Source organism: Microbacterium sp. ABRD28, from assembly GCF_003850245.1.
Taxonomy (GTDB): Bacteria; Actinomycetota; Actinomycetes; order Actinomycetales; family Microbacteriaceae; genus Microbacterium.
The window spans coordinates 698,571-717,333 of the sequence record NZ_CP031015.1 but is presented as its reverse complement, the minus strand read 5'-3'; the positions used below and the strand labels follow the sequence as shown (position 1 = coordinate 717,333).

The 18,763-nt window shown below is 71.1% G+C and carries 13 protein-coding genes and 1 pseudogene; 5 read left to right on the top strand and 9 right to left on the bottom strand.

What is annotated here, in order from left to right:
- Positions 1 to 13: 13 nt before the first annotated feature.
- Entirely contained in the window at positions 14 to 583 is a 570-nt protein-coding gene (locus DT073_RS03640; RefSeq protein WP_124292155.1) for an ECF transporter S component, read from the top strand.
- Here the strand turns inward: DT073_RS03640 and DT073_RS03635 are convergent.
- Positions 559 to 1,914, bottom strand: a complete 1,356-nt coding sequence (locus DT073_RS03635; protein ID WP_240638720.1) for a D-alanyl-D-alanine carboxypeptidase family protein — start codon at positions 1,912 to 1,914, stop codon at positions 559 to 561. The two genes, DT073_RS03640 and DT073_RS03635, sit on opposite strands and share 25 nt — an antisense overlap.
- A 274-nt stretch (positions 1,915 to 2,188) precedes the next feature.
- On the opposite strand from DT073_RS03635, the gene DT073_RS03630 reads away from it, so the two are divergent.
- Entirely contained in the window at positions 2,189 to 4,078 is a 1,890-nt protein-coding gene (locus DT073_RS03630) for an ABC transporter ATP-binding protein (protein ID WP_124292154.1), read from the top strand.
- Positions 4,075 to 4,911, top strand: coding sequence for an energy-coupling factor transporter transmembrane component T (locus DT073_RS03625; protein ID WP_124292153.1), 837 nt, complete (start codon positions 4,075 to 4,077; stop codon positions 4,909 to 4,911). Before DT073_RS03630 ends, DT073_RS03625 begins: the two co-directional genes overlap by 4 nt.
- A gap of 215 nt (positions 4,912 to 5,126) precedes the next feature.
- On the opposite strand, the gene DT073_RS03620 is transcribed toward DT073_RS03625, so the two are convergent.
- From DT073_RS03620 to DT073_RS03610, 3 genes are all read right to left on the bottom strand, one after another.
- Positions 5,127 to 6,290, bottom strand: coding sequence for an acyl-CoA dehydrogenase family protein (locus tag DT073_RS03620; RefSeq protein WP_124292152.1), 1,164 nt, complete (start codon positions 6,288 to 6,290; stop codon positions 5,127 to 5,129).
- A 162-nt stretch (positions 6,291 to 6,452) separates the two neighbouring features.
- Positions 6,453 to 7,199, bottom strand: a complete 747-nt coding sequence (locus tag DT073_RS03615; protein ID WP_124292151.1) for a bacteriorhodopsin — start codon at positions 7,197 to 7,199, stop codon at positions 6,453 to 6,455.
- Between the two features lie 163 nt (positions 7,200 to 7,362).
- Positions 7,363 to 8,517 carry a M15 family metallopeptidase gene (locus tag DT073_RS03610; protein ID WP_124292150.1) on the bottom strand — a complete coding sequence of 385 codons (1,155 nt, stop codon included), beginning with the start codon at positions 8,515 to 8,517 and terminating at the stop codon, positions 7,363 to 7,365.
- 109 nt (positions 8,518 to 8,626) lie between these two features.
- Between DT073_RS03610 and DT073_RS03605 the strand changes: the two genes are divergently transcribed.
- On the top strand, positions 8,627 to 9,763 hold the full coding sequence (locus tag DT073_RS03605; RefSeq protein WP_124292149.1) for an Rv2578c family radical SAM protein: 1,137 nt from the start codon (positions 8,627 to 8,629) through the stop codon (positions 9,761 to 9,763).
- 68 nt (positions 9,764 to 9,831) lie between these two features.
- Here the strand turns inward: DT073_RS03605 and DT073_RS03600 are convergent, their stop codons facing one another.
- Complete coding sequence (locus DT073_RS03600) at positions 9,832 to 11,991, bottom strand: DEAD/DEAH box helicase (RefSeq protein ID WP_124292148.1); 2,160 nt, start codon at positions 11,989 to 11,991, stop codon at positions 9,832 to 9,834.
- Between the two features lie 389 nt (positions 11,992 to 12,380).
- Between DT073_RS03600 and DT073_RS16030 the strand changes: the two are divergent.
- Positions 12,381 to 12,941, top strand: a pseudogene (locus DT073_RS16030) (hypothetical protein); the annotation flags it as partial.
- A 229-nt stretch (positions 12,942 to 13,170) separates the two neighbouring features.
- Here DT073_RS16030 and DT073_RS03590 read toward each other — a convergent pair.
- The 4 genes from DT073_RS03590 to DT073_RS03575 form a co-directional block, all read right to left on the bottom strand.
- The gene (locus DT073_RS03590) at positions 13,171 to 16,752 is read right to left on the bottom strand and encodes an efflux RND transporter permease subunit (protein ID WP_240638719.1); all 3,582 of its coding nucleotides are present in this window, start codon (positions 16,750 to 16,752) and stop codon (positions 13,171 to 13,173) included.
- Positions 16,753 to 16,883: 131 nt separating this feature from the next.
- Positions 16,884 to 17,270: a fluoride efflux transporter FluC gene (locus DT073_RS03585; protein WP_124292147.1), complete on the bottom strand. Its 387-nt coding sequence runs from the start codon at positions 17,268 to 17,270 to the stop codon at positions 16,884 to 16,886.
- Between the two features lie 19 nt (positions 17,271 to 17,289).
- The gene (locus tag DT073_RS03580; RefSeq protein WP_240638718.1) at positions 17,290 to 17,730 is read right to left on the bottom strand and encodes a fluoride efflux transporter FluC; all 441 of its coding nucleotides are present in this window, start codon (positions 17,728 to 17,730) and stop codon (positions 17,290 to 17,292) included.
- Between the two features lie 46 nt (positions 17,731 to 17,776).
- Positions 17,777 to 18,742 (bottom strand): DNA topoisomerase IB, encoded by a 966-nt coding sequence (locus DT073_RS03575; RefSeq protein WP_124292146.1) that lies wholly within the window; start codon positions 18,740 to 18,742, stop codon positions 17,777 to 17,779.
- Positions 18,743 to 18,763 lie beyond the last annotated feature (21 nt).

Here is an 18,763-nt window from a genome sequence, read left to right as displayed (position 1 = left end):
CTACGCTGAAGACGTGGCCCGAACCGCGCCTCTGACGACCCGCGTTCTTCTGACGTGCGCGGCCATCGGCGTGGCGACGGGCGTGCTGCAGGCAGGAGCGGGAGCCGTCAGCGGCGTGATCGTCGCGACCTGGCCGATCCTGTACGGCCTCGTCCTCGGCATCCATGTCCTTCCCGGAGTGATCGCGCAGGAGCTGCTGCGCCAGCCCTGGGTCGCGCTGCTGACGCATCTCATCGCGGCGCTCGTGGCGAGCGCCGTCGTGCCGGTGTGGATCGGTCGCTACATCGGGACGGCGATCCTCATCGGCCTGCTGCAGGAGGGGGTGGCCGCCCTCACCCGATACCGTCGGTGGGAACCGTGGCGGTTCTTCGTCTCGGCCGTCGTCGTGGGCGTGGTGATCGGCGCGGCGATCTGGTTCGCCGCCGATGTGGCGCAGTTCCGCGAGTGGCAGCAGGTCGTCTACGTCGCCCTCTTCGTCATCGGCCCGATCGCCTGGACCGCGGTCGGGCTCGGCATCGGTCGCGCACTCCGCCGGGCCGGCGTGCGTCCGCGGATTCCTCAGCCCCCGAGTTCGGCGGGGTGAGTCAACCGCCACCACTCGGTGGGCGGTTCGATCTGGCCCTCGACCACGACGTCGACGGTCGCCGTCCGCGGCCCGGCGGTCCAGGTGATCGTGCCGATCACCTCGCCGTCGGCGTACGTGTCCGGCGTGCGGATGTCGGAGGTCACCGTGATCGGGGTGTCCGACCAGGTGCGGATGTCTGCTGCCGATGCGGTCACCACGCGGGCCGCCCCACCCCACGGGGTCGTGACGTCTCCGAGTGCCTGGCCGGCGGTCACCAGGGGCACGTCGTGGAAGCCTTCCTGGATGCTGCCGAGGAGCCGCAGCACGTCTGTGTCGACCGCCGCGCGGGATTCGCCCCCGAGAACCACGCCGACCACCGCGAGGGGCGTGCCGACGCCGACGTCGAGCCGGGAGGTGTAGAGAAAGGCGAACGTCCCGGCGCCGAGGTTGCCGGTCTTCAGGCCGGTGATGCCGGCCGTGCCGAGCAGGCCGTTGGTGTTGTTGACCATGCCGGCGCTGCCGATCGTCGCCGACCGGGTGTCGACGATCGCCGCGATGTCGGGGTGCGCCGCGGCGATGCGCCCGAGCGCGATGAGGTCGGCGGGAGTGCTGGTGTTCCGGGGGCTGATGCCGGTCGGGTCGACCACGGTGGTCTGGGCGAGGCCGTGGGCGTCGAGCCAGGCGCGGGCCGCCGCGACGAAGCCGGACCGTGACCCGAAGGCCCACGTCGAGACCACGTCGGCGTAGTTGCTGGCCGACGGGATGAGCATCGTGGCGAGCGCGCCGCGGAGGGTCATCGAACTGCCTGCCGGCATCGGCGCGATCGTGACGTTCTGCACGTAGTAGGCGTCGTAGAGATCCTCGTCGGCGCCGTCGAACCACAGGGTCGGCCCCTGGTCCTCGGGGCTCGCGAGCGGGTGGGCGTCGAGCACGACGAGCGCGGTGATGAGCTTGGTGATGCTCGCCATCGCCGCCGGCTCCTGCGGGCCGGAGGTCGCCCAGATGCCCGCCGCCTCCGCGCCGAGGTACTCGTCTCCGCCGGCGACGCTGATCGCCGACGACCCCTGGGCGGGGAGCGAGAGCGTCGCGGCGGCGGTGACCGGGACGGCCGGTTCGGTGTAGGTCGCCGAGGCGGCGGGGAGCGGCGCGGTCAGCGCCCAGGTCACGTACGCCGATGGGGCGCCGATCACCAGGGCGAGGATCACCAGGGCGACCGTCCAGCCGATCCAGCGCCGTCGCCGGCGACGACCGGGATCGATGTCGGCCAGTCCCTCGGGCGCTCGCGCGGCGTCGCGCATGAGGGCGTCGAAGTCGGCGAATTGGCCCGGCTCGTCCAGCTCCGTCGTCACTGCTCCCCCTCCAGCCCCTCATGCTTACCTCGTGGCGCGGGAAAGCGCGAGTCCCAGGTGAGAGTCGAAGGGTGCGGCGTCCCGAACTCCTGCAGATTCCACGCGCAGCGCTCCTATCCGGGGTCTCTGGCCGCGCGACGCGCGAAACTGCAGGAGTTCGGGGACAGGGCGACGCGGAGCCGGCCCGCCGGGGGGTGGCCGCGGCGTCGAGAGACCGCCCAACCGAGCGAGGTTAGGGCAGGCTAAGTTGGGGGTACTGAGCCATCGAGGACCCATGCCCGCCCATCCCCGCGACCACGCCGCCCCGCGCACGGCTCGAGATGACGCCCCGCGCCTCCTCCGCGCTCGGCATGTCGCGATCACGCACGAGGGGGCCCATGCCGCGACCCCCGCCGCCGCGACCCTCGACGTCGCGCCGGGTGAGGTGGTGCTGCTACTGGGACCCAGCGGGTCTGGCAAGTCGACGCTCACCCTGGCGCTGAACGGTCTCATCCCGCAGGCGATCCCCGCTGCGGTCGTCGGCGACCTCGAGGTCGCCGGCTTCGACGTGGGCGCCACCCCCGTGGCGACCCTGAGCACGCGGGTGGGGATGGTCTTCCAGGACCCCGACGCCCAGCTCGTCACCGGCACGCTTCTGGACGAGGTCGCCTTCGGCCCTGAGAACCTGCGGCTCCCGGTCGACGAGGTGCTCGGGCGCGCCGAGGCGGCGCTTCGCCGGGTCGGGCTGTGGGAACGACGTCGCGAGAACCCCGACCGGCTCTCGGGTGGCGGCCGGCAGCGCCTGGCGATCGCCTGCGCCCTCGCGCTCGGGTCGCCGCTCCTCGTCCTCGACGAGCCGACCGCGAACCTCGACCCGCGCGGCATCGACGAGGTCTACGCCGCGCTCGCCGACATCGTCGCCGCGGGCGACCGCGCGATCCTTCTCGTGGAGCACGATCTCGACGCCGCCGTCGGCCTCGTCGACCGGGTGGTCGTCCTCGACGCCGACGGGCGGCTGTTCGCGGAGGGTTCGACCGACGACGTGCTGCGCACCCGCGCAGACGAGCTCCACGCGATGGGCGTGTGGCTCCCGGTGTCGACCCTCGCGGCGCTCCGGCTCCGCGCCGCGGGATACGCCCTCGCCCCGCTCCCCCTGACCCCCGCCGAGCTGACCGCCGCGCTCGACGCCGCACCCTCCCTCGCCCCTGCACCCACGTCCTCGCCCGACCCCATCTCCTCCCCCCTTCAGACGCGGACGATCGGTCGAGACGCGGACGATTCGGGGCGAAACGTCCGCGTCTCAGCCGAATCTCCTCGCCTCGACCGCGAGCTCCGCACAGCCGGCACGCGCCGCGCGCGCCCCGCGACCGCACTCGCAGCCACCCCGGCCGTCGAGGTGCGAGACCTCACCGTCCGCCGGGGCGGCACCGAGGTCCTCCACGGCATCGACCTCGACATCGCCGCGGGGGAATTCGTCGCCATCGTCGGCGCCAACGGCGCCGGCAAGACGACCCTGCTGCAGGCGATCGCGGGCGTCATCCGTCCCCCGAAGGGCAGCGTCACCGTGGGTGGGACGGATGTCGCCCGCGCCGACATCCGCACCCTCGCGCGCCGAGTGGGCTTCGTCTTCCAGAACCCCGAGCACCAGTTCATCACCCACACCGTGTTCGACGAGGTCGCGCACGGGCTGCGCCTGCAGCGACTCCCCGACGACGAGATCCGCGCGCGGACGGCCGAGATCCTCGCGCGCTTCGGCCTGTCTGACAAAGCCGCCACCCACCCGTTCCTCCTCTCCGGCGGCCAGAAGCGTCGCCTGTCGGTCGGCACGGCGCTCGTGACGGGTGCGCCGGTGCTCGCCCTCGACGAGCCGACGTTCGGACAGGACCGCGCCCGGGCCGACGAGCTTCTGGCGCTCCTGGGCGACCTGAACACCTCGGGCACCACGGTCCTCGTCGTCTCGCACGACATGCAGCTCGTCGCCGAGCACGCCCACCGGGTCGTGGTGGTCGACGACGGACGCATCCGCGCCGCAGGCGCGCCCGCCGACATCCTCTCCGACCTCGACCTGCTCGAATCCACGGGCCTCACCGTGCCACCGCTCGCCCGCGCGATGACGGCGCTGCAGCGGCATCCGTCCCTCCGCCGGGTCACCCGCCTGGCCGACCTTCCCGGCGGTGCGCGGTGACGGTCACCGGGCCCGTCACCGCGGCGCAGGCGACCCGCGGCCGGTTCGACCCGTACGCCGATCGCGTCGAGGCGTCGCCGCTGCGGTTCCTGTACGGCATCAATCCGCTCGCTTCGCTCCTCGCGCCGGCGCCGGCGATGATCGGGCTGGTGTTCGTGAGGGATGCCGCGACCCCGGCCGCCTTCCTGGCGCTGGCGTACGCGGTGCTGCTCGTGGGGGTGCGCTTCACGCCGCGCCTCGTCGGATTCCTCGTCGCGATCCCGGCCTTCGCCGCGGTGCTGGCGCTCAGCTTCGCCCTCTGGACCGACCCCGAGCGCGTCGACCACAGCGTCGCGGTCTGGCGGATCGGCGACTGGACCCTCTACGGCGGCGCCCTCGAGGTGGGGGCGGCCACCGGCATGCGGATCGCCGCGATCGTCTCGCTCGCCCTCATCGCCGGGCTGTCGGTCACCGGCCCCGACCTCGTGCGCGCGATGGTGCAGCAGCTGCGGGTGCCGTACCGGATCGCATACACCGCGCTCGCGGCGTTCCGGTTCGTGCCGCGGTTCGGCTACGAACTCGAGGTGATCCGCCAGGCCCATCGCGTTCGCGGCGCGCACGGCGGGCGGGGGCCGTTCGCCGCGGCCCGCCGGTGGATCGGGTACGTCGTACCGCTCCTCGCCGGCGCGATCCGGCACGCCGAGCGGGTCGCGCTGGCGATGGACTCCCGCGCCTTCGGCGCCTACCCCGACCGCACCGAGCGGCACCTCGTGCCGTGGCGCGCGCGCGACACGGTCTTCACGCTGGCGTTCTGGGTCGCAAGCGCCGCACTCTTCACCCTGCTGCCCCGCTGACACCGAGGCCATGCGACCGGCGACGAGTCTGCGCCGCCACCCCACCCCCACGTGCACCTCGCGCCCGCGCCGCAGCGAGCCCTCTCGACGTGCGTCGCAGAATCACGTGCAGGTCGCAGCTTTCCGCGCGAATTCTGCGACGTCGACGCGATTCTGCGACGCGGCGCGGGCGACGCGCGGCGGAGGAGGGTGTGGCGAGGGAGGGATGCCGCGCCTCAGCGCTTGCCGGCGAGCTGACGCCCCACGATCTCGCGCATGATCTCGTTCGTGCCGCCGTAGATGCGGTGCACGCGCGCGTCGAGGAACGCGCGGGCGATCGGGTACTCGGTGATGTAGCCGTATCCGCCGTGCAGCTGTACGCACGCGTCGAGCACGTCCCACTCCCGCTCGGTCGCCCAGAACTTCACCTTCGCGGCCTCTTCCGCGCTGAGCTTGCCGTCGCGGTACGCCAGCAGGGCCCGGTCGATGTAGGCCCACAGGGCGTCGACGGTGGTGGCGACATCCGCCATCTGGAAGCGGGAGTTCTGGAAGTCGATGATCCGCTGCCCGAACGCCTCGCGGCTGCGGGTGTAGTCGAGGGTCCAGTCCAGCGCCGCCTGCGCGGCCGCCGCCCCCGCGACGCCGATCGACAGGCGCTCGAGCGGCAGGTTCATCATGAGCTGGATGAAGCCCTGCCCCTCCTTGCCGCTGATGAGGTTCTCCTCGGGCACGAACACGTCGGTGAACGACAGCTCGGCGGTGTCGTGGCCGTGGAAGCCCATCTTCTGCAGCTTCTTGCCGTGGTCGAAGCCCTCCGACGAGGTCTCGATCAGCAGCAGGCTGAACGCCTCGGGGCGGTTGCCCTCCCCCGTCTTGACGAAGGTGACCACGACGTCGGCGCTCGCGCCGCTGGAGATGAACGTCTTCGCCCCGTTGACGACGTACCCGCCGTCGACCTTCTTCGCGGTGGTGGAGATGCCGCGCAGGTCGCTGCCGGCGCCCGGCTCGCTCATCGCGAGGGCGCCGATGATCTCGCCCGTGGCCATACCCGGCAGCCACTTCTGCTTCTGCGCATCGGTGCCCATGTGCACCAGGTACGGCACGGCGAGGTCGTCCTGGATGCCCAGCGCCCCCGCGAGCGACCCGGCACCCGCAGCGATGACCTCTTCGTTGACGATCGCGCGGAAACGGTAGTCCTGCAGCATCCCGGCGCCGCCGTACTCCTCGGGGACCGAGAGTCCCATCACGCCGGCGTCACCCGCGGCGCGCAGCGTCTCGCGATCGATCTGCCCGTCGGCATCCCACTTCTCCCGCTTGTCGTTCGTGACGTAGCGCTTGCAGAACTCCTTGACGACGTCGCGGAACGCCTCGTGGTCCTCGTCGTAGATGTCGCGCTCCATGAGCGGGCCTCCCTCTCTCGTCTTCGAGTGCGGGTCACGCCGACCCTCAGTGTCACGAGCAAGGGTACTCAGTTTCATGACAGAGCGGATGCCGCGGCCCGGCCGACAACGGACGAGTGCCCCGCGTCCAGGCCGCGGGGCACTCGGGTGGATGTCAGCGGGTCAGAGCTTGCCACCCGGGCTGGCATCGACGACGTCGACGCTGCTCTTCTTCGCCGCACGGACGGCGACGAGACCGAACCCGACCTTGTTAAGCACATCGGCGATGACGTAGATCACCGCGGCGATGCTGATCGCGACGGCGGCGTCGCCTCCGCCGAGCTCGATGAGCTCCTGGATGGCCGTGCCGAGCGGGTAGATCGACCACCCGATGACCACGAACAGCCGCATCACCTGCAGCGCGCCGCGCACGTGGGCGGGAGCGCCCGCCGGCACCTTGACGGTGAAGATCAGGTACACGATGTACAGCCACGCCAGCACCGAGATGATGAAGAAGATCCAGTTCGGCGCCGATCCGGGAACGCCGATCTCACCGAGGTAGCCGAACACGATCATGATGATGTCGGCGACGATGAGCTGCGCCACGAAACCGCGACGCACCGCGCCGGCGATCGCGAGGATGAGGCCGAACTCCACCAGCAGCAGCGGCGTGGTGATGAGCCAGTCGATGTAGCGGAGCGGCAGGGTCGCATCGACCTCCGCCGCTGTGATGTCGCCGCCGGGGAACTGCACGACGTCCTTCATCACGTAGTAGAGGATCGCGGCGACGAGCGTGATGACCGCGGCGTAGCTCGCCACGGATCGGTATTCGGGTTTGAGGTCGTTCCGCTCCATGAAGAACCAGAACGTGCCGGCCGCCATGGCGACGAAACCGAGCATGAAGAACGATTGCACGATGGAGAAATCCATGACCACTCCTTGAGACAACGGCGGCGGGGAAGCCGAAGGGCTCAACGTCGGTGTCGGCCGGTGCTGAGAGGAACCTGGGCGGTTCCTGGATTCATGCTAGAACCGCAATTTGACATCAGGGCGGGACTATAGTAACGATTTCTCGATCCCGAGCGATCGGCGATCAGCCGTAAGTCGGAGCCGCCGGCAGGCCGAAGAACTCCTCTAAAGTGGTGAAGTTGCCTTCGTGCATCGCTCGCGCGATGTCGGGGCCGACATAGCGAAGGTGCCAGGGCTCGGGCGCGTAGCCCGTGACATCCGTCCGCCCCTCCTGGTACCGGACGATCCAGCCGAACTCCCACGCGTGCTCGGCGATCCAGGCCCCCTGCGGCGTGGCGGCGAGGTCGTCGAGGGTGCCGCAGGCCCCATTCGCGCACGGCACGACGTCGGCGGCGAGGCCCGACTGGTGCTCACTGTGACCGGGTCGCGCGCTGACGAGGTCGGCACCCTCCACACCGCGATCGGCGACCTGGACGCCGTACGAGGTCTGCTGCGTGGTGTACGACCGGAAGGCGCTCTGCAGCCCGATCTCGCCCACGCCCGCGGCGGCCGCCGCGGACACCATCGCCGTGAGCGCCGCGGCCGCCTCGGGAGCCAGGGCTCCCTCGCCGAGGTTGCGGACGCCCTCGGGGAAGACGACCGAGCCGGGCGCCCAATCGATCGGGGCGAAGGGGCGGGTCTTGTTGACCACCACCCAGCTGAGGTTCGGGTCGTCGAGCCGCAGGCACGGCGCGGTGCCTGCGGCGACCGCTTCACGGAAAGGCCCGATGCCGCCGACCGCGGAGATCACCGCAGCCTCGTCCAGCGCGGCGAGCGCGGAGGTCACCGCGGGGTCGGCGCACACATCCTGTCCGGCGACCTGCTGCTGCTCGACGACAGGAAGGTCGGTGGCCGGCACGGGCGCGAGGGGTGGCGGGGTGGGCGCCGCCGTCGCCGGGGCGATGAACGCACTGAGCGGAGCGGGAGGTGCGGATGCCTCTGGTGCGGCGGCCGCGGGGGGCGGGGCGTCGGGGGTGAGACCGGTGACCGCAGCGGTGACGCTGGCGCTCGAGCCGAACACGAACGCCGCCACGAGGGCGGCCGTCACGGGCACCGACGGCCAGCGACGGTGGCGCTTTCGCGCGTGGCGCGCCAGGGGGACACCCGGGCCGCCGAGCGAAGACCCCCGGCGCGCCGGCGCCGCCTCGACGCCCGGCGTGCGCACAGCGTCGAGCGCCCGGGCGCGCTCTCTGGCTTCGCGACGGGTGAGGGGAGGAATGTGAGGAGGGGGCGCCTGCACCCCCTCATTCTTCCCGCATGTGCGTCCTGTGGCCACCCCGGCCGGACCATCTTCGATCATCGTCCGCCATGACCTTGACAGAGTTTCGAAGACGTGTTCCCCTGGAATCATGCGATGGCAGGGGCAGCAGTTGGGCGTGGCGGATGCCGCGGCGCTGCCCGGTCTCGAATACCTCAACGGGCTGGTGCGGTCGGTGACGACGCCAGAATTCGCGGGGATCACCTTTCACGAGGTGATGGCGAAGTCGGCGTTGAACCGCGTTCCGGGGTCGTCGGCGATGCCCTTCGACTGGACGATCAATCCCTACCGCGGCTGTTCTCATGCGTGCTCCTACTGCTTCGCGCGGGGAACCCACGAGTACCTCGAGCTCGACGCGGGGAAGGATTTCGACTCGCAGATCGTCGTCAAGATCAACGCGGTGGAGGTGCTGCGACGGGAGCTGGCGAAGTCGACCTGGCTGCGCGACCCGGTGCAACTCGGCACGAACACCGACCCGTACCAGCGGGCCGAGGGCCGCTATCGGCTGATGCCGGGCATCATCGACTCCCTCAGCGCATCGGGGACGCCGTTCTCGATTCTGACCAAGGGCACGCTGCTCCGACGTGATCTGCCGTTGCTGGCCGATGCCGCGGCATCCGTCCCGGTCACCATCGCGATGTCGATCGCCGTCTTCGACGACGCCCTCCAGTCTGCTCTCGAGCCGGGGACGCCGAGCGCTGCGGCGCGGCTCGACACCGTACGGGCGGCGGTGGACGCCGGATTCGCGGTCACGGTGTTCCTCATGCCGATCCTGCCCCACCTGACCGACTCGGTGGCGGCGATCGACGACGCTCTCGGTCGGATCCGCGATGCCGGCGCATCGCGGGTCGTCTACGGTGCCCTGCACCTGCGCCCGGGGGCCAAGGAGTGGTTCCTGCAGTGGCTGGCGCGCGAGCGCCCCGAGCTGGTGTCGTCGTACCGGGGGCTGTACCCGGGGGTCTCGGCGACCGCCCCGAAGGCGTACCGCACGTGGCTCGCGCGCCGCGTCCGCCCGTTGCTGCGCGCGTACCGCCTCGAGGGCGGGGCGGAGGATGACGCGCACCCGCGCGCCACACGGTACGCGGGGCTGGCGGGCGGCCCCGGCGCGGGCGGCATGCCGCTCTCGCACGAGGCCGCCGACCGCGCGCGGCTGGCCGCCACGGTGATGACGACGTCGCGCGGCCGACGTGCCGCCTCTGCGCCGCCGGCGCAGCCGCCCCTCTTCTGAACCTGCCCGCCCTCGCCTCGTCGGCCCCCTCGCTCTGCGCACCGGCCTGAACGCCGGAAGGTCGGGCGTCAGGAAGTGAGGTCGGCGACCGTCGGACGACCGGCGAGGGCCTCGACGACCTCGTCACCGGGACGGGCGTCTTCGAAGGGCGCCTCGATCTCGGCGCGGCTGAGCAGTTCCGACATGCGGCGACGACGCTGACGCGTGACCAGGGTCACGACGGTGCCGGCACGGCCCGCGCGACCCGTACGGCCCGAGCGGTGCAGGTAGGTCTTGTACTCATCGGGCGCGTCGGCCTGGACCACGAGATCGATGTCGTCGACGTGGATGCCGCGCGCGGCGACATCGGTGGCGACGAGCACCCGCACCCGGCCTGAAGTCAGGCGCTCGAGGTTGCGCGTGCGCTTGCCCTGGTTCAGGTCGCCGTGCAGAGCCAGTGCCGGAATCCCCGCGTCGTCGAGTTGCTCGGCGAGCATCTCGGCGTAGGCGCGGGTGCGGGCGAAGACGAGGGTCTTCCCGTCGCGGTCGGCGAGGGCGGTGACGATCTCGGCCTTGTCGCGGTGATCGATCACGAGCACGCGGTGCTCGATCGTGCTGGAGTCCTGGTCTTCGCCGGCGACCTCGTAGACGGCCGGTTCGACGAGGAACTCCTCGACGAGAGCGGCGACCTCACGGTCGAGGGTGGCGGAGAAGAGGAGCTTCTGCGATCCCTCGGCGGTCAGGCGGAGGATCCGCTGCACCGGCTCGAGGAAGCCCAGCTCGCACATGTGGTCGGCCTCGTCGAGGACGGCGATCTTCACCTGCGAGAGGTCGAGCTTGCCCTGCTCCACGAGGTCTTCGATACGTCCGGGGGTGCCGACGATGATGTCGACGCCCTTGCGGAGGGCGCCCACCTGGCGAGCCTGGGGCACGCCGCCGTAGATCTGGGTGGTGAAGAGACCGACGCTGCGCGCCAGCGCCTGCACCGTGCGGTCGATCTGGAGGGCGAGCTCGCGGGTCGGCGCGAGGATCAGCGCCTGGGGGGCGCGGCCCTGCTGGCGACGCTGTCCGGCCTGCGCGCGCAGGATCGCCTCGACCAGGGGGGCGCCGAAGGCGATGGTCTTGCCCGAACCGGTGCGACCGCGCGCGAGCACGTCGCGGCCCTCGATGATCGAGGGGATGGTCGCCGCCTGGATCGGGAACGGCGTCGAGGCGCCGAGCTCCGTCAGGCGGTTGACGATGTTCTCGCCGAGACCGAGGTCGCCGAAGCCGACGTTCTCGACCTCGTGAGCCTCGACGGCTTCGGCCTGCAGGCGCTCGTGGACGACATCGAGCTGCGCCTCGGCGTGCGCCGAGCGCACGGGGCGGTCATCGGTGCGACGCGAAGGGCGGTCCTCTTCGTAGCGGCGCTGGGGGCGGTCCTCGAAGCGGCGAGCGGGACGGTCCTCGAAGCGGCGAGCGGGACGGTTCTCGTCGTAGCGGCGCTGGGGGCGGTCGTCGGTGCGGCGCTGGGGGCGGTCGTCATACCGACGTGCCGGACGGTCGTCGCCGGAGCGCGCAGGACGGTCGTCGAAGCGACGCTGCGGACGGTCGTCGATCCGACGGGAGGGACGGTCGTCATCTCGGCGGGGCGCCCGATCCTCGAAGCGACGCTGCGGGCGGTCATCCTCGAAGCGACGCTGCGGACGGTCGCCACCCTCGAAGCGACGGGCCGGACGGTCGTCCTCGAAGCGACGGGCCGGACGGTCGTCGGTGCGACGCGCCGGACGATCGTCGGTGCGACGCGCGGGACGATCCTCGAGGCGACGTGCGGGACGATCCTCGAAGCGACGCTGCGGACGGTCGTCCTCGAAGCGGCGGGCCGGACGGTCGCCACCGTCGTAGCGGCGGGCGGGACGGTCGTCACCCTGGCGGGCGTATGAGCCGCGGTCGCCGCGTGCCTGCGAACGGATCGCGCGGGCCTCGTCGCGGCCGGCCTTCTCCTGCGCGCTCCAGCGGCGCTTCGGCTCGCTCGCTTCGCGGGCCACCCACTCGCGTGAGGCGCCCGGGCGGCTGTCGGTCGCACCGTCGTTCGCGCGGTAGCCGCGGTGTCCGGGGCTGCGGCTTCCGGCCTTCGCGCCGGAGCCGCCGGAGCCTGCGCCGTCGGCGGGGCGTCGCTTGCGGTCCTGGTAGCTCGAGCCCGCGGCGTAGCGCGGGTCGTAGTTGCGTGCCGGACGTCCGCCGGCAGGCTTCTTGTTCTTGGGGCTCATGATGAGGTCCTTCGTGCTCGCACGAGAACAGCGCTCGAGAACACGCTCGAGCAACCCGGGCAATCGCCGGCCGGGGGCCATTCCTGTGGTGTGAAGCGCCGGCTCGCGATGGCAGAGGGCGCGGGAATCGGCCGTGAGAACTCACAGAAGCCGTCACAACTTGGCGGTGTCCTCAGCCCGACGTGCCCCAGCCTACCGTCCCAGCCTGTGAGAGCCCCGACCGACGGCGTGTCCGCTTGTCATGTGCACGCGCTACCATTCACACCAACGGGCTGGAACCGCTTGGCCCGGGGGATCCTCCTTTCCTTACCCGCGTCGACCTCCCGGAGGAGCGGTTGGGCACAACCGGCCATCGGTACGCCGTCGTCGCCCGACCGATCGTGAGCAGCATGACCACCGCGACCCTTCCGGCCACGGCTCCCTTCCCCGCTGCGCTCGCGGCCACGCTCCCGGCATCCCCCGTCGCCCTGCCGCGCGTCCACCGCCTCGGCACCATCGCGATCTCGTCCCTGCCGGTCGGCGTGCTCCTGGCGATCCTCACGACCACCGACCCCGACTGGTGGCACCTTCACTTCTCGCAGCTCGGCACGTTCAGCACGGTTTCGAGCAAGCTGTTCAACTCCACGGTGCTCTTCTCGGGGTTCTTCCTCGCCGCGTACGGCGTGCTCCTGGCCGTCGCCCTCCCGCAGGGGGTGGGTCGCCGCACCCGTCGGATCTTCCGCGGATCCGTCGTGTCGGCGGGGCTGCACCTCACCGTCGTCGGGATGATCCCGATCCCCGTCAGCGTCGTCCTCCACGACCTCGCCGCGTCAGGCCTCGGGCTGTCGTTCCTCACGATGGTCGCGTCGAGCCTCGGCATCCGCGGACGCCACCACGCCTTCCGCCGGTTCACGCTGTTCTGCGTCGCGACCCTCGCGATCGGCATGGTGATCCTCACCGCGGGCTTCATCACGCTCGCGCTGTTCGAGATCGTGGCGTTCTCGCTGATGCTCGTGTGGCTCGGCGTGCTTCCGCGGGCGCTCGCCTATCGCGCGCCCGTCAGCGCGCACGGCGCCGTCACGACGAAGATCAGCCCGACGACGGATGCCGCGGCCACACCCCGCCGCGAGATCACCCCGTTCGGTGCGACCGCTGTCCCGACGCAGGCCGCGGCCCGCCGTCTCGGCCGACCGGCGCCGGTCACCGCGCGTCGCGCCCCTCGTCGCCGGATTCCTCGTCGCGCGACACGCCGTCGGGCGATGCACCTTCCGGCGATGCACCTTCTGACGTCGACTCCGCCTCGTCGGCCTCAGCAGCCGGCTCGCCGTGGTCCGGTTCCGGTCCGTCAGCACCTGAATCGCCGTCGGCCGACCCACCCATAGGCGTCGACTCCTCGAGCGACTCCTCCGGGGGCATCGGCGTCTCGATGTCGGGGTCCTGCTCGATCATCGGCAGATCGTCGGGCACCGTGGTCTCTTCCAGGACGACGTCGCCCTCGGCGGCATCCTCATCGTCCGCCGCCGGCGTCTCGACATCCGGAGCCTCCTCGATCAGGGGCACGGCCACGGCGATCGCGCCGGTCGCGACGCCCGCCTGCTGACGCAGCTGGCGGCGGGTGAGACCCGCCGAACCGACGCCGAGTGCACCCTCGGCCGGAGCGAGTGCACCCTCGGCGGGGGCGAGTGCACCCTCGCCGTCGCGGAGTCGGCGGCGAGCCTCGCGTCGCTCCTTCGCTCCCTCGATGAGGTTGTAGAGCGTCGGAAGGACGAGGAGCGTCAGCACCGTCGACGAGATCAGCCCGCCGATCACCACCACCGCGAGGGGCTGCGAGATGAACCCGCCGCTGCCGGTGATGCCGAGAGCCATCGGGGTGAGGGCGAAGATGGTCGCGAGCGCGGTCATGAGGATCGGCCGGAGCCTGCGCGACCCGCCCGCGATCGTGGCGTCGTGCGACGACAGCCCCTTCTCGCGGTACTGGTTCACCAGGTCGATGAGCACGATGGCGTTGGTCACCACGATGCCGATGAGCATCAGCACGCCGATGAGTGACGGCACGCCCAGCGGGATGCCGGTGACGACGAGCAGCAGGATGGCACCGGTCGCGGCGAACGGCACCGAGATCAGCAGTTCCAGCGGCTGCCGCAGCGACTTGAAGGTCGCAACCATGACGATGTACACGATGAGGATCGCGGCGAGGAGCGCCAGGCCCAGCTGGGTGAAGGCGTCCTGCTGCTCGGAGACGACGCCGCCGAGTTCGGCGTCGGCGCCGGTGGGCAGATCGACGTCGGCGAGCGCCTCGGTGACCGTCGCCGAGGCGACGTTGAGGTCGTCGGTCGAGGGGGTCACGGTCACCGTCGCGGTGCGCTGTCCCCCCTCGGTCGTGATCGACGCGGGGCCCGCCGACTCCTCGACGGTGGCGATCTGCTCGAGCGGGATCGGCCCGGTGGCGGTGGGCACCTGCAGCTGCCGGAGCTCGTCGATGGTCAGCGGGGTGTCGGCGGCGGTCAGGTAGACCGTGAGCGACGTCCCGTCGATCTCGACCGTGCCCACAGACTGCGGCTGCATGGCGGCCGACACGATGCCCCCGACCGCGACCTCCGAGAGGCCGAGCCCCGCAGCGGCGTCGCGGTCGACCGTGACGGCGATGAACGGCAGTGACGAGGAGAGGTTGTTCGAGACCTGACCGATCCCCTCCCGGCCGTCGAGCCCCGCGACCACGGCGTCGGTCGCCTCCTGCAGGGTCGGCGAATCGGGTGCGGTGACGTCGATCTCGATGTCGGTCGAGCCGAAGCCGCCCTGGGCGGCCGAGACGGTGATGTCGCCGGCATCGTCCAGCTCGGACACGCGCTCCTGCACCTCTTCGCGCAGGGCGACCTGGTCGACGTCGTCAGCGGTGGTGATGGAGTACGTGATGCCGGTGCCGCCGCCGGCGAAGGCGTCTTGCAGGGGTGATCCGCTCGAGCCGATCGAGACCTGCACGGTCTGGATGCCCTCGATGTCGGTGAGGATCGCCTCGACCTCCTCGGCCGCGGCGCTCTCGGCCTCGAGGCTCGGGGCGGGCCCGATGCTCTGGGTCATCGTGAAGGTGTTCTGCCCCGAATCGCCGAGGAAGTTCGTCTTCATGAACGGGATCGCCGCGACGGTGCCGCCGAGCACCAGCACGGCGACGAGAAGGGTCGCCCACGAGTGGCGGAGCGTCCAGCGCAGGATCGGCAGGTACGCCTTCTGCAGCCGGCTCGGGGGTGCCGCCGGGTCTTCGGGGTCGATGGCGCGGCCGTTGTCGTCGAGGATCGGCTTGCCCGGCCGGAGGAACCAGTACGCCAGCACCGGCACGATGGTGAGGGCCACGAACAGCGACGCCAGCAGCGCGATGGTGGTCGTCAGGGCGAACGGGCGGAAGAGTTCGCCGGTGACATCGCCGACGAAGGCGATGGGGAGGAACACCGCCACGGTCGTGATCGTCGACGCGGTGATCGCTGTCGAGACCTCGCGGACACCGAGGAGGATCGCGGTCTTCTTGTCGGCATCACCGACGTAGTGCCGCTTGATGTTCTCGATGACGACGATCGAGTCGTCGACGACACGACCGATCGCGATCGTGAGCGCGCCGAGGGTCAGGATGTTCAGCGAGTAGCCGAACCCCTGCAGACCGATGAAGGTGAGCAGGACGCTCGTGGGGATCGAGATCGCCGTGACGAGCGTCGCGCGGACCGACAACAGGAAGACCAGGATGACGAGGACGGCGAAGACGAGGCCGAGGGTGCCCTCCACGGCGAGGGTCTCGATCGATTTCTGGATATAGGGCGCCTGATCGAAGACGACGGTGAACTCCGCGCCGCCGATGGCGTCTTCGAGTCCGGGGAGGGCGGCGAGCACACCCTGCGACACCTCGACCGTGTTGGCTGCGGGGAGCTTCGTGACGGCGATCGTCAGCGCCGGCTCACCGTCCACCCGAGAGATGCTCGTCACCGGGTCCTCGGCCTGCTCCACCGTCGCGACGTCGCCGATCGTGACCGTCTCCGCACCGAACTGCGCGGCGTCGGTCGGCACGAGCGGGAGCGCGGCGATGTCGTCGACCGAGCCGAGCTTCACACCGGTCTGCACCGTGAGGGTCTCGTCGTTCTCGGTGATCTCACCGCCCGGGAAGAGCACACCGTTCTGGTCGAGCGCGTCGCGGATCGCCTGCTGGCTGAACCCCGCCGCGGCGAGCGCGGCCTGGTCGGGCGTGATCGTGATGCGCTGCCCGGTGCCGCCGACGATCTGGGCGGTGTTGACGCCCTCGACGTCTTCGAGGTCGGGAACCACACTCGCCTCGAGCTGCGACTGGATGGTCTCCTCGTCGTCGTACCCGGTGACCGCGAGCTGGATGACGGGGAAGTCGTCGATGCTGGCACTGAGCACATTCGGGTCGAGGCCGTCGGGGAGCTGGCTCTCGATGCGGTTGATCGCCTGGTTGATCTTCTGTTCGGCGGTGGCGAGGTCGGTGCCGTAGGTGAAGGACGCCTGCACCACCGAGGCGTTGGTGGTGCTCGTCGCGGTGGTGGACTCCAGGCCCGGTACCGCCTGGATCGCCGTCTCGATCGGGGTCGACACATCGGTGTTGACCACCTCCGGCGATGCGCCGGGATACGTCGAGACGATGATCAGCGTCGGGAACTCGATCGAGGGGATGAGCTCCTGCTTGAGGCTGTTCAACGCGATGCCGCCGAACAGCGCCGCCACGATCGTGATGAGGGCGATGAGCGCGCGGTTCTTCAGGCTCAGGACGGCGAGGTTCGACATGAGCTGCTTTCTGCAGGGACACCGGATGCCGCGACCCGGCGCTCCATGCTGTGCTGCTGCTGTGGCGGAGCCGCCGGCGCGTCGATACGGGAGTGTATCGGCCGCCTCAGTATCTCATCCGCGTGAGGACGTCAGGCTGTGAGAACCGTGCCGAGGAGAAGGCCCAGACCCGCCGCGGCGACACCGGCGAGCAGTGTGCCGACCACGTTGCCGAGGGCGAGGCGCCATCGGCCCCGCTCCGCGAAGAGCACCGTCTCGACAGACACGGTGCTGAAGGTCGTGTACGCCCCGAGGAAGCCGACCCCGATCACCGTGACGAGGGTGTCGCCGAGCGCCAGCGCGGATCCGGTGAGGAGGCCGAGGAGGAATGACCCGGTCAGGTTGACCAGGAGGATGCCGAGCGGAAACGCCCGCATCCATGCGCGCTGCACGAGGGTGTCGATGACGTAGCGGGCGCCCGCGCCGAGGGCACCGGCGACGAGGAGCAGCAGGAAGGCGAGCGGATCGACGGCGTTCACGGCGTGCCCCGGGACTCGTTCACTCGGCCTCCCGCGGGGCGTCGGAGCCCGGCCGCGCGCCGGTGATCCGACGGCCGATGGCGAGACCGCCGAGCGCGGCGAGGAGGCCGAGCAGCAGCGAGGCCACCGCGAGAAGGACCGCGGTCGCCGCAGCATCCACTGCCGGAGGCACGGTCAGCTGCGCCGTCTGGACGGCGAACGTGCTGTACGTCGTGAATCCACCCAGCACGCCGGTGCCGGCGAAGGCCCGCAGCCGCGGCCGGCGATCGCCGAGGATCGCGACGACGATGCCGAGCATCAACGATCCGACGACGTTCTCGACGAGGGTGACGGCAACGACCTCGGTGCGACCTCCGCCGGCGACAGGCAGGAGGAGCAGCGCCCGCAGACCCGCACCGATCGCCCCGCCGGCCATGACGGCGAGGAGCACATCGGGGCGGATGCGCGGTCGGACGGACACCCGGCCACAGTACTCGCCGCCCGCCGGTGCGACGGGGGCGGCCGGGTCAGCGGCCGGTGAGCAGCTGACGGATCGCCGACTCGGGCGAAATGGTCAGGTCGAGCAGTCGCCCGCGGTCATAGCGGGCGAACACCTTCGGGTCGATGTAGCTGCTGCGCGCGACCGCGGGGGTGTTGCCGAGGGCCTCGGCGGTGGCGCGCACAGCGAGCTTCTCGGCGCGCTTGCGGTCGCGCGCCGTGTCGACGGTGCCGATGCGGGCGAGCGCCTCGGCCGCCATGATCGTGCCGCGCAGGGTGCGGAAGTCTTTGGCAGTGAAGCGGCCCCCCGTCAGAGCGCGGACGTGGTTGTTCACATCGGCGGGGGTCAACGGCACGCGCCGCCGGCCACGCTGATACGACAGCAGCGCAGACCGCGGGCGGCCGGCGCTGAGCTCTTCGATGACCGCGGCGAGCTCGTCGTCCTCGATGCGGATGAGTGCGCGCTGCCCGCTCTTGGCGGGAAACGACAGGGTGATGACGGAGTCCTCCACCGACGCGTCGCGGCGCTGGAGCGTCGTGAGGCCCCGACTGCCGTGACGCTCGAGATAGCGGGCCGAGCCGATCCGCGGCGCGCCCTCGTCGAGCAGCCGGAATGACACCGCCAGCACCTTCTCGCGGCTGAGATCGTCGCGCCGCAGGGCCGTGGTCGCCTTCGCCCTCGCGCGAGGGAGTGCCTCGGCGAGGGTGAGGGCGCGTGCGAACTTGCCCCGGTCGCGGCGCTCCCGCCACTTCGGGTGGTAGAGGTACTGGCGCCTCCCGGCCTCGTCGACCCCGACCGCCTGGATGTGGCCCATCGGCTCGCTGGAGATCCAGACATCCTGCCAGGCGGGCGGGATCACCAGCTGGTGGATGCGCTCGCGATCCTCTTCAGGAGCGGATGACCCGTGGACGTCGACATAGCGGAAGCTCGATCCCGAGCGCACCCGGCGATAGCCGGGATCGTCACCGGGACGCACCCGCACCAGTCGCGCCATGCGTCGCCCCTCCGCGGTCGT

Bases quoted from the DNA above. Each gene is read 5' to 3' on its own strand.
- DT073_RS03575 (WP_124292146.1), bottom strand. From the start codon at position 18,742: ATGGCGCGACTGGTGCGGGTGCGTCCCGGTGACGATCCCGGCTATCGC.
- DT073_RS03600 (WP_124292148.1), bottom strand. From the start codon at position 11,991: ATGAGCCCCAAGAACAAGAAGCCTGCCGGCGGACGTCCGGCACGCAAC.
- DT073_RS03620 (WP_124292152.1), bottom strand. From the start codon at position 6,290: ATGGAGCGCGACATCTACGACGAGGACCACGAGGCGTTCCGCGACGTC.
- DT073_RS03605 (WP_124292149.1), top strand. From the start codon at position 8,627: ATGCGATGGCAGGGGCAGCAGTTGGGCGTGGCGGATGCCGCGGCGCTG.
- DT073_RS03615 (WP_124292151.1), bottom strand. From the start codon at position 7,199: ATGGATTTCTCCATCGTGCAATCGTTCTTCATGCTCGGTTTCGTCGCC.
- DT073_RS03590 (WP_240638719.1), bottom strand. From the start codon at position 16,752: ATGTCGAACCTCGCCGTCCTGAGCCTGAAGAACCGCGCGCTCATCGCC.
- DT073_RS03630 (WP_124292154.1), top strand. From the start codon at position 2,189: ATGCCCGCCCATCCCCGCGACCACGCCGCCCCGCGCACGGCTCGAGAT.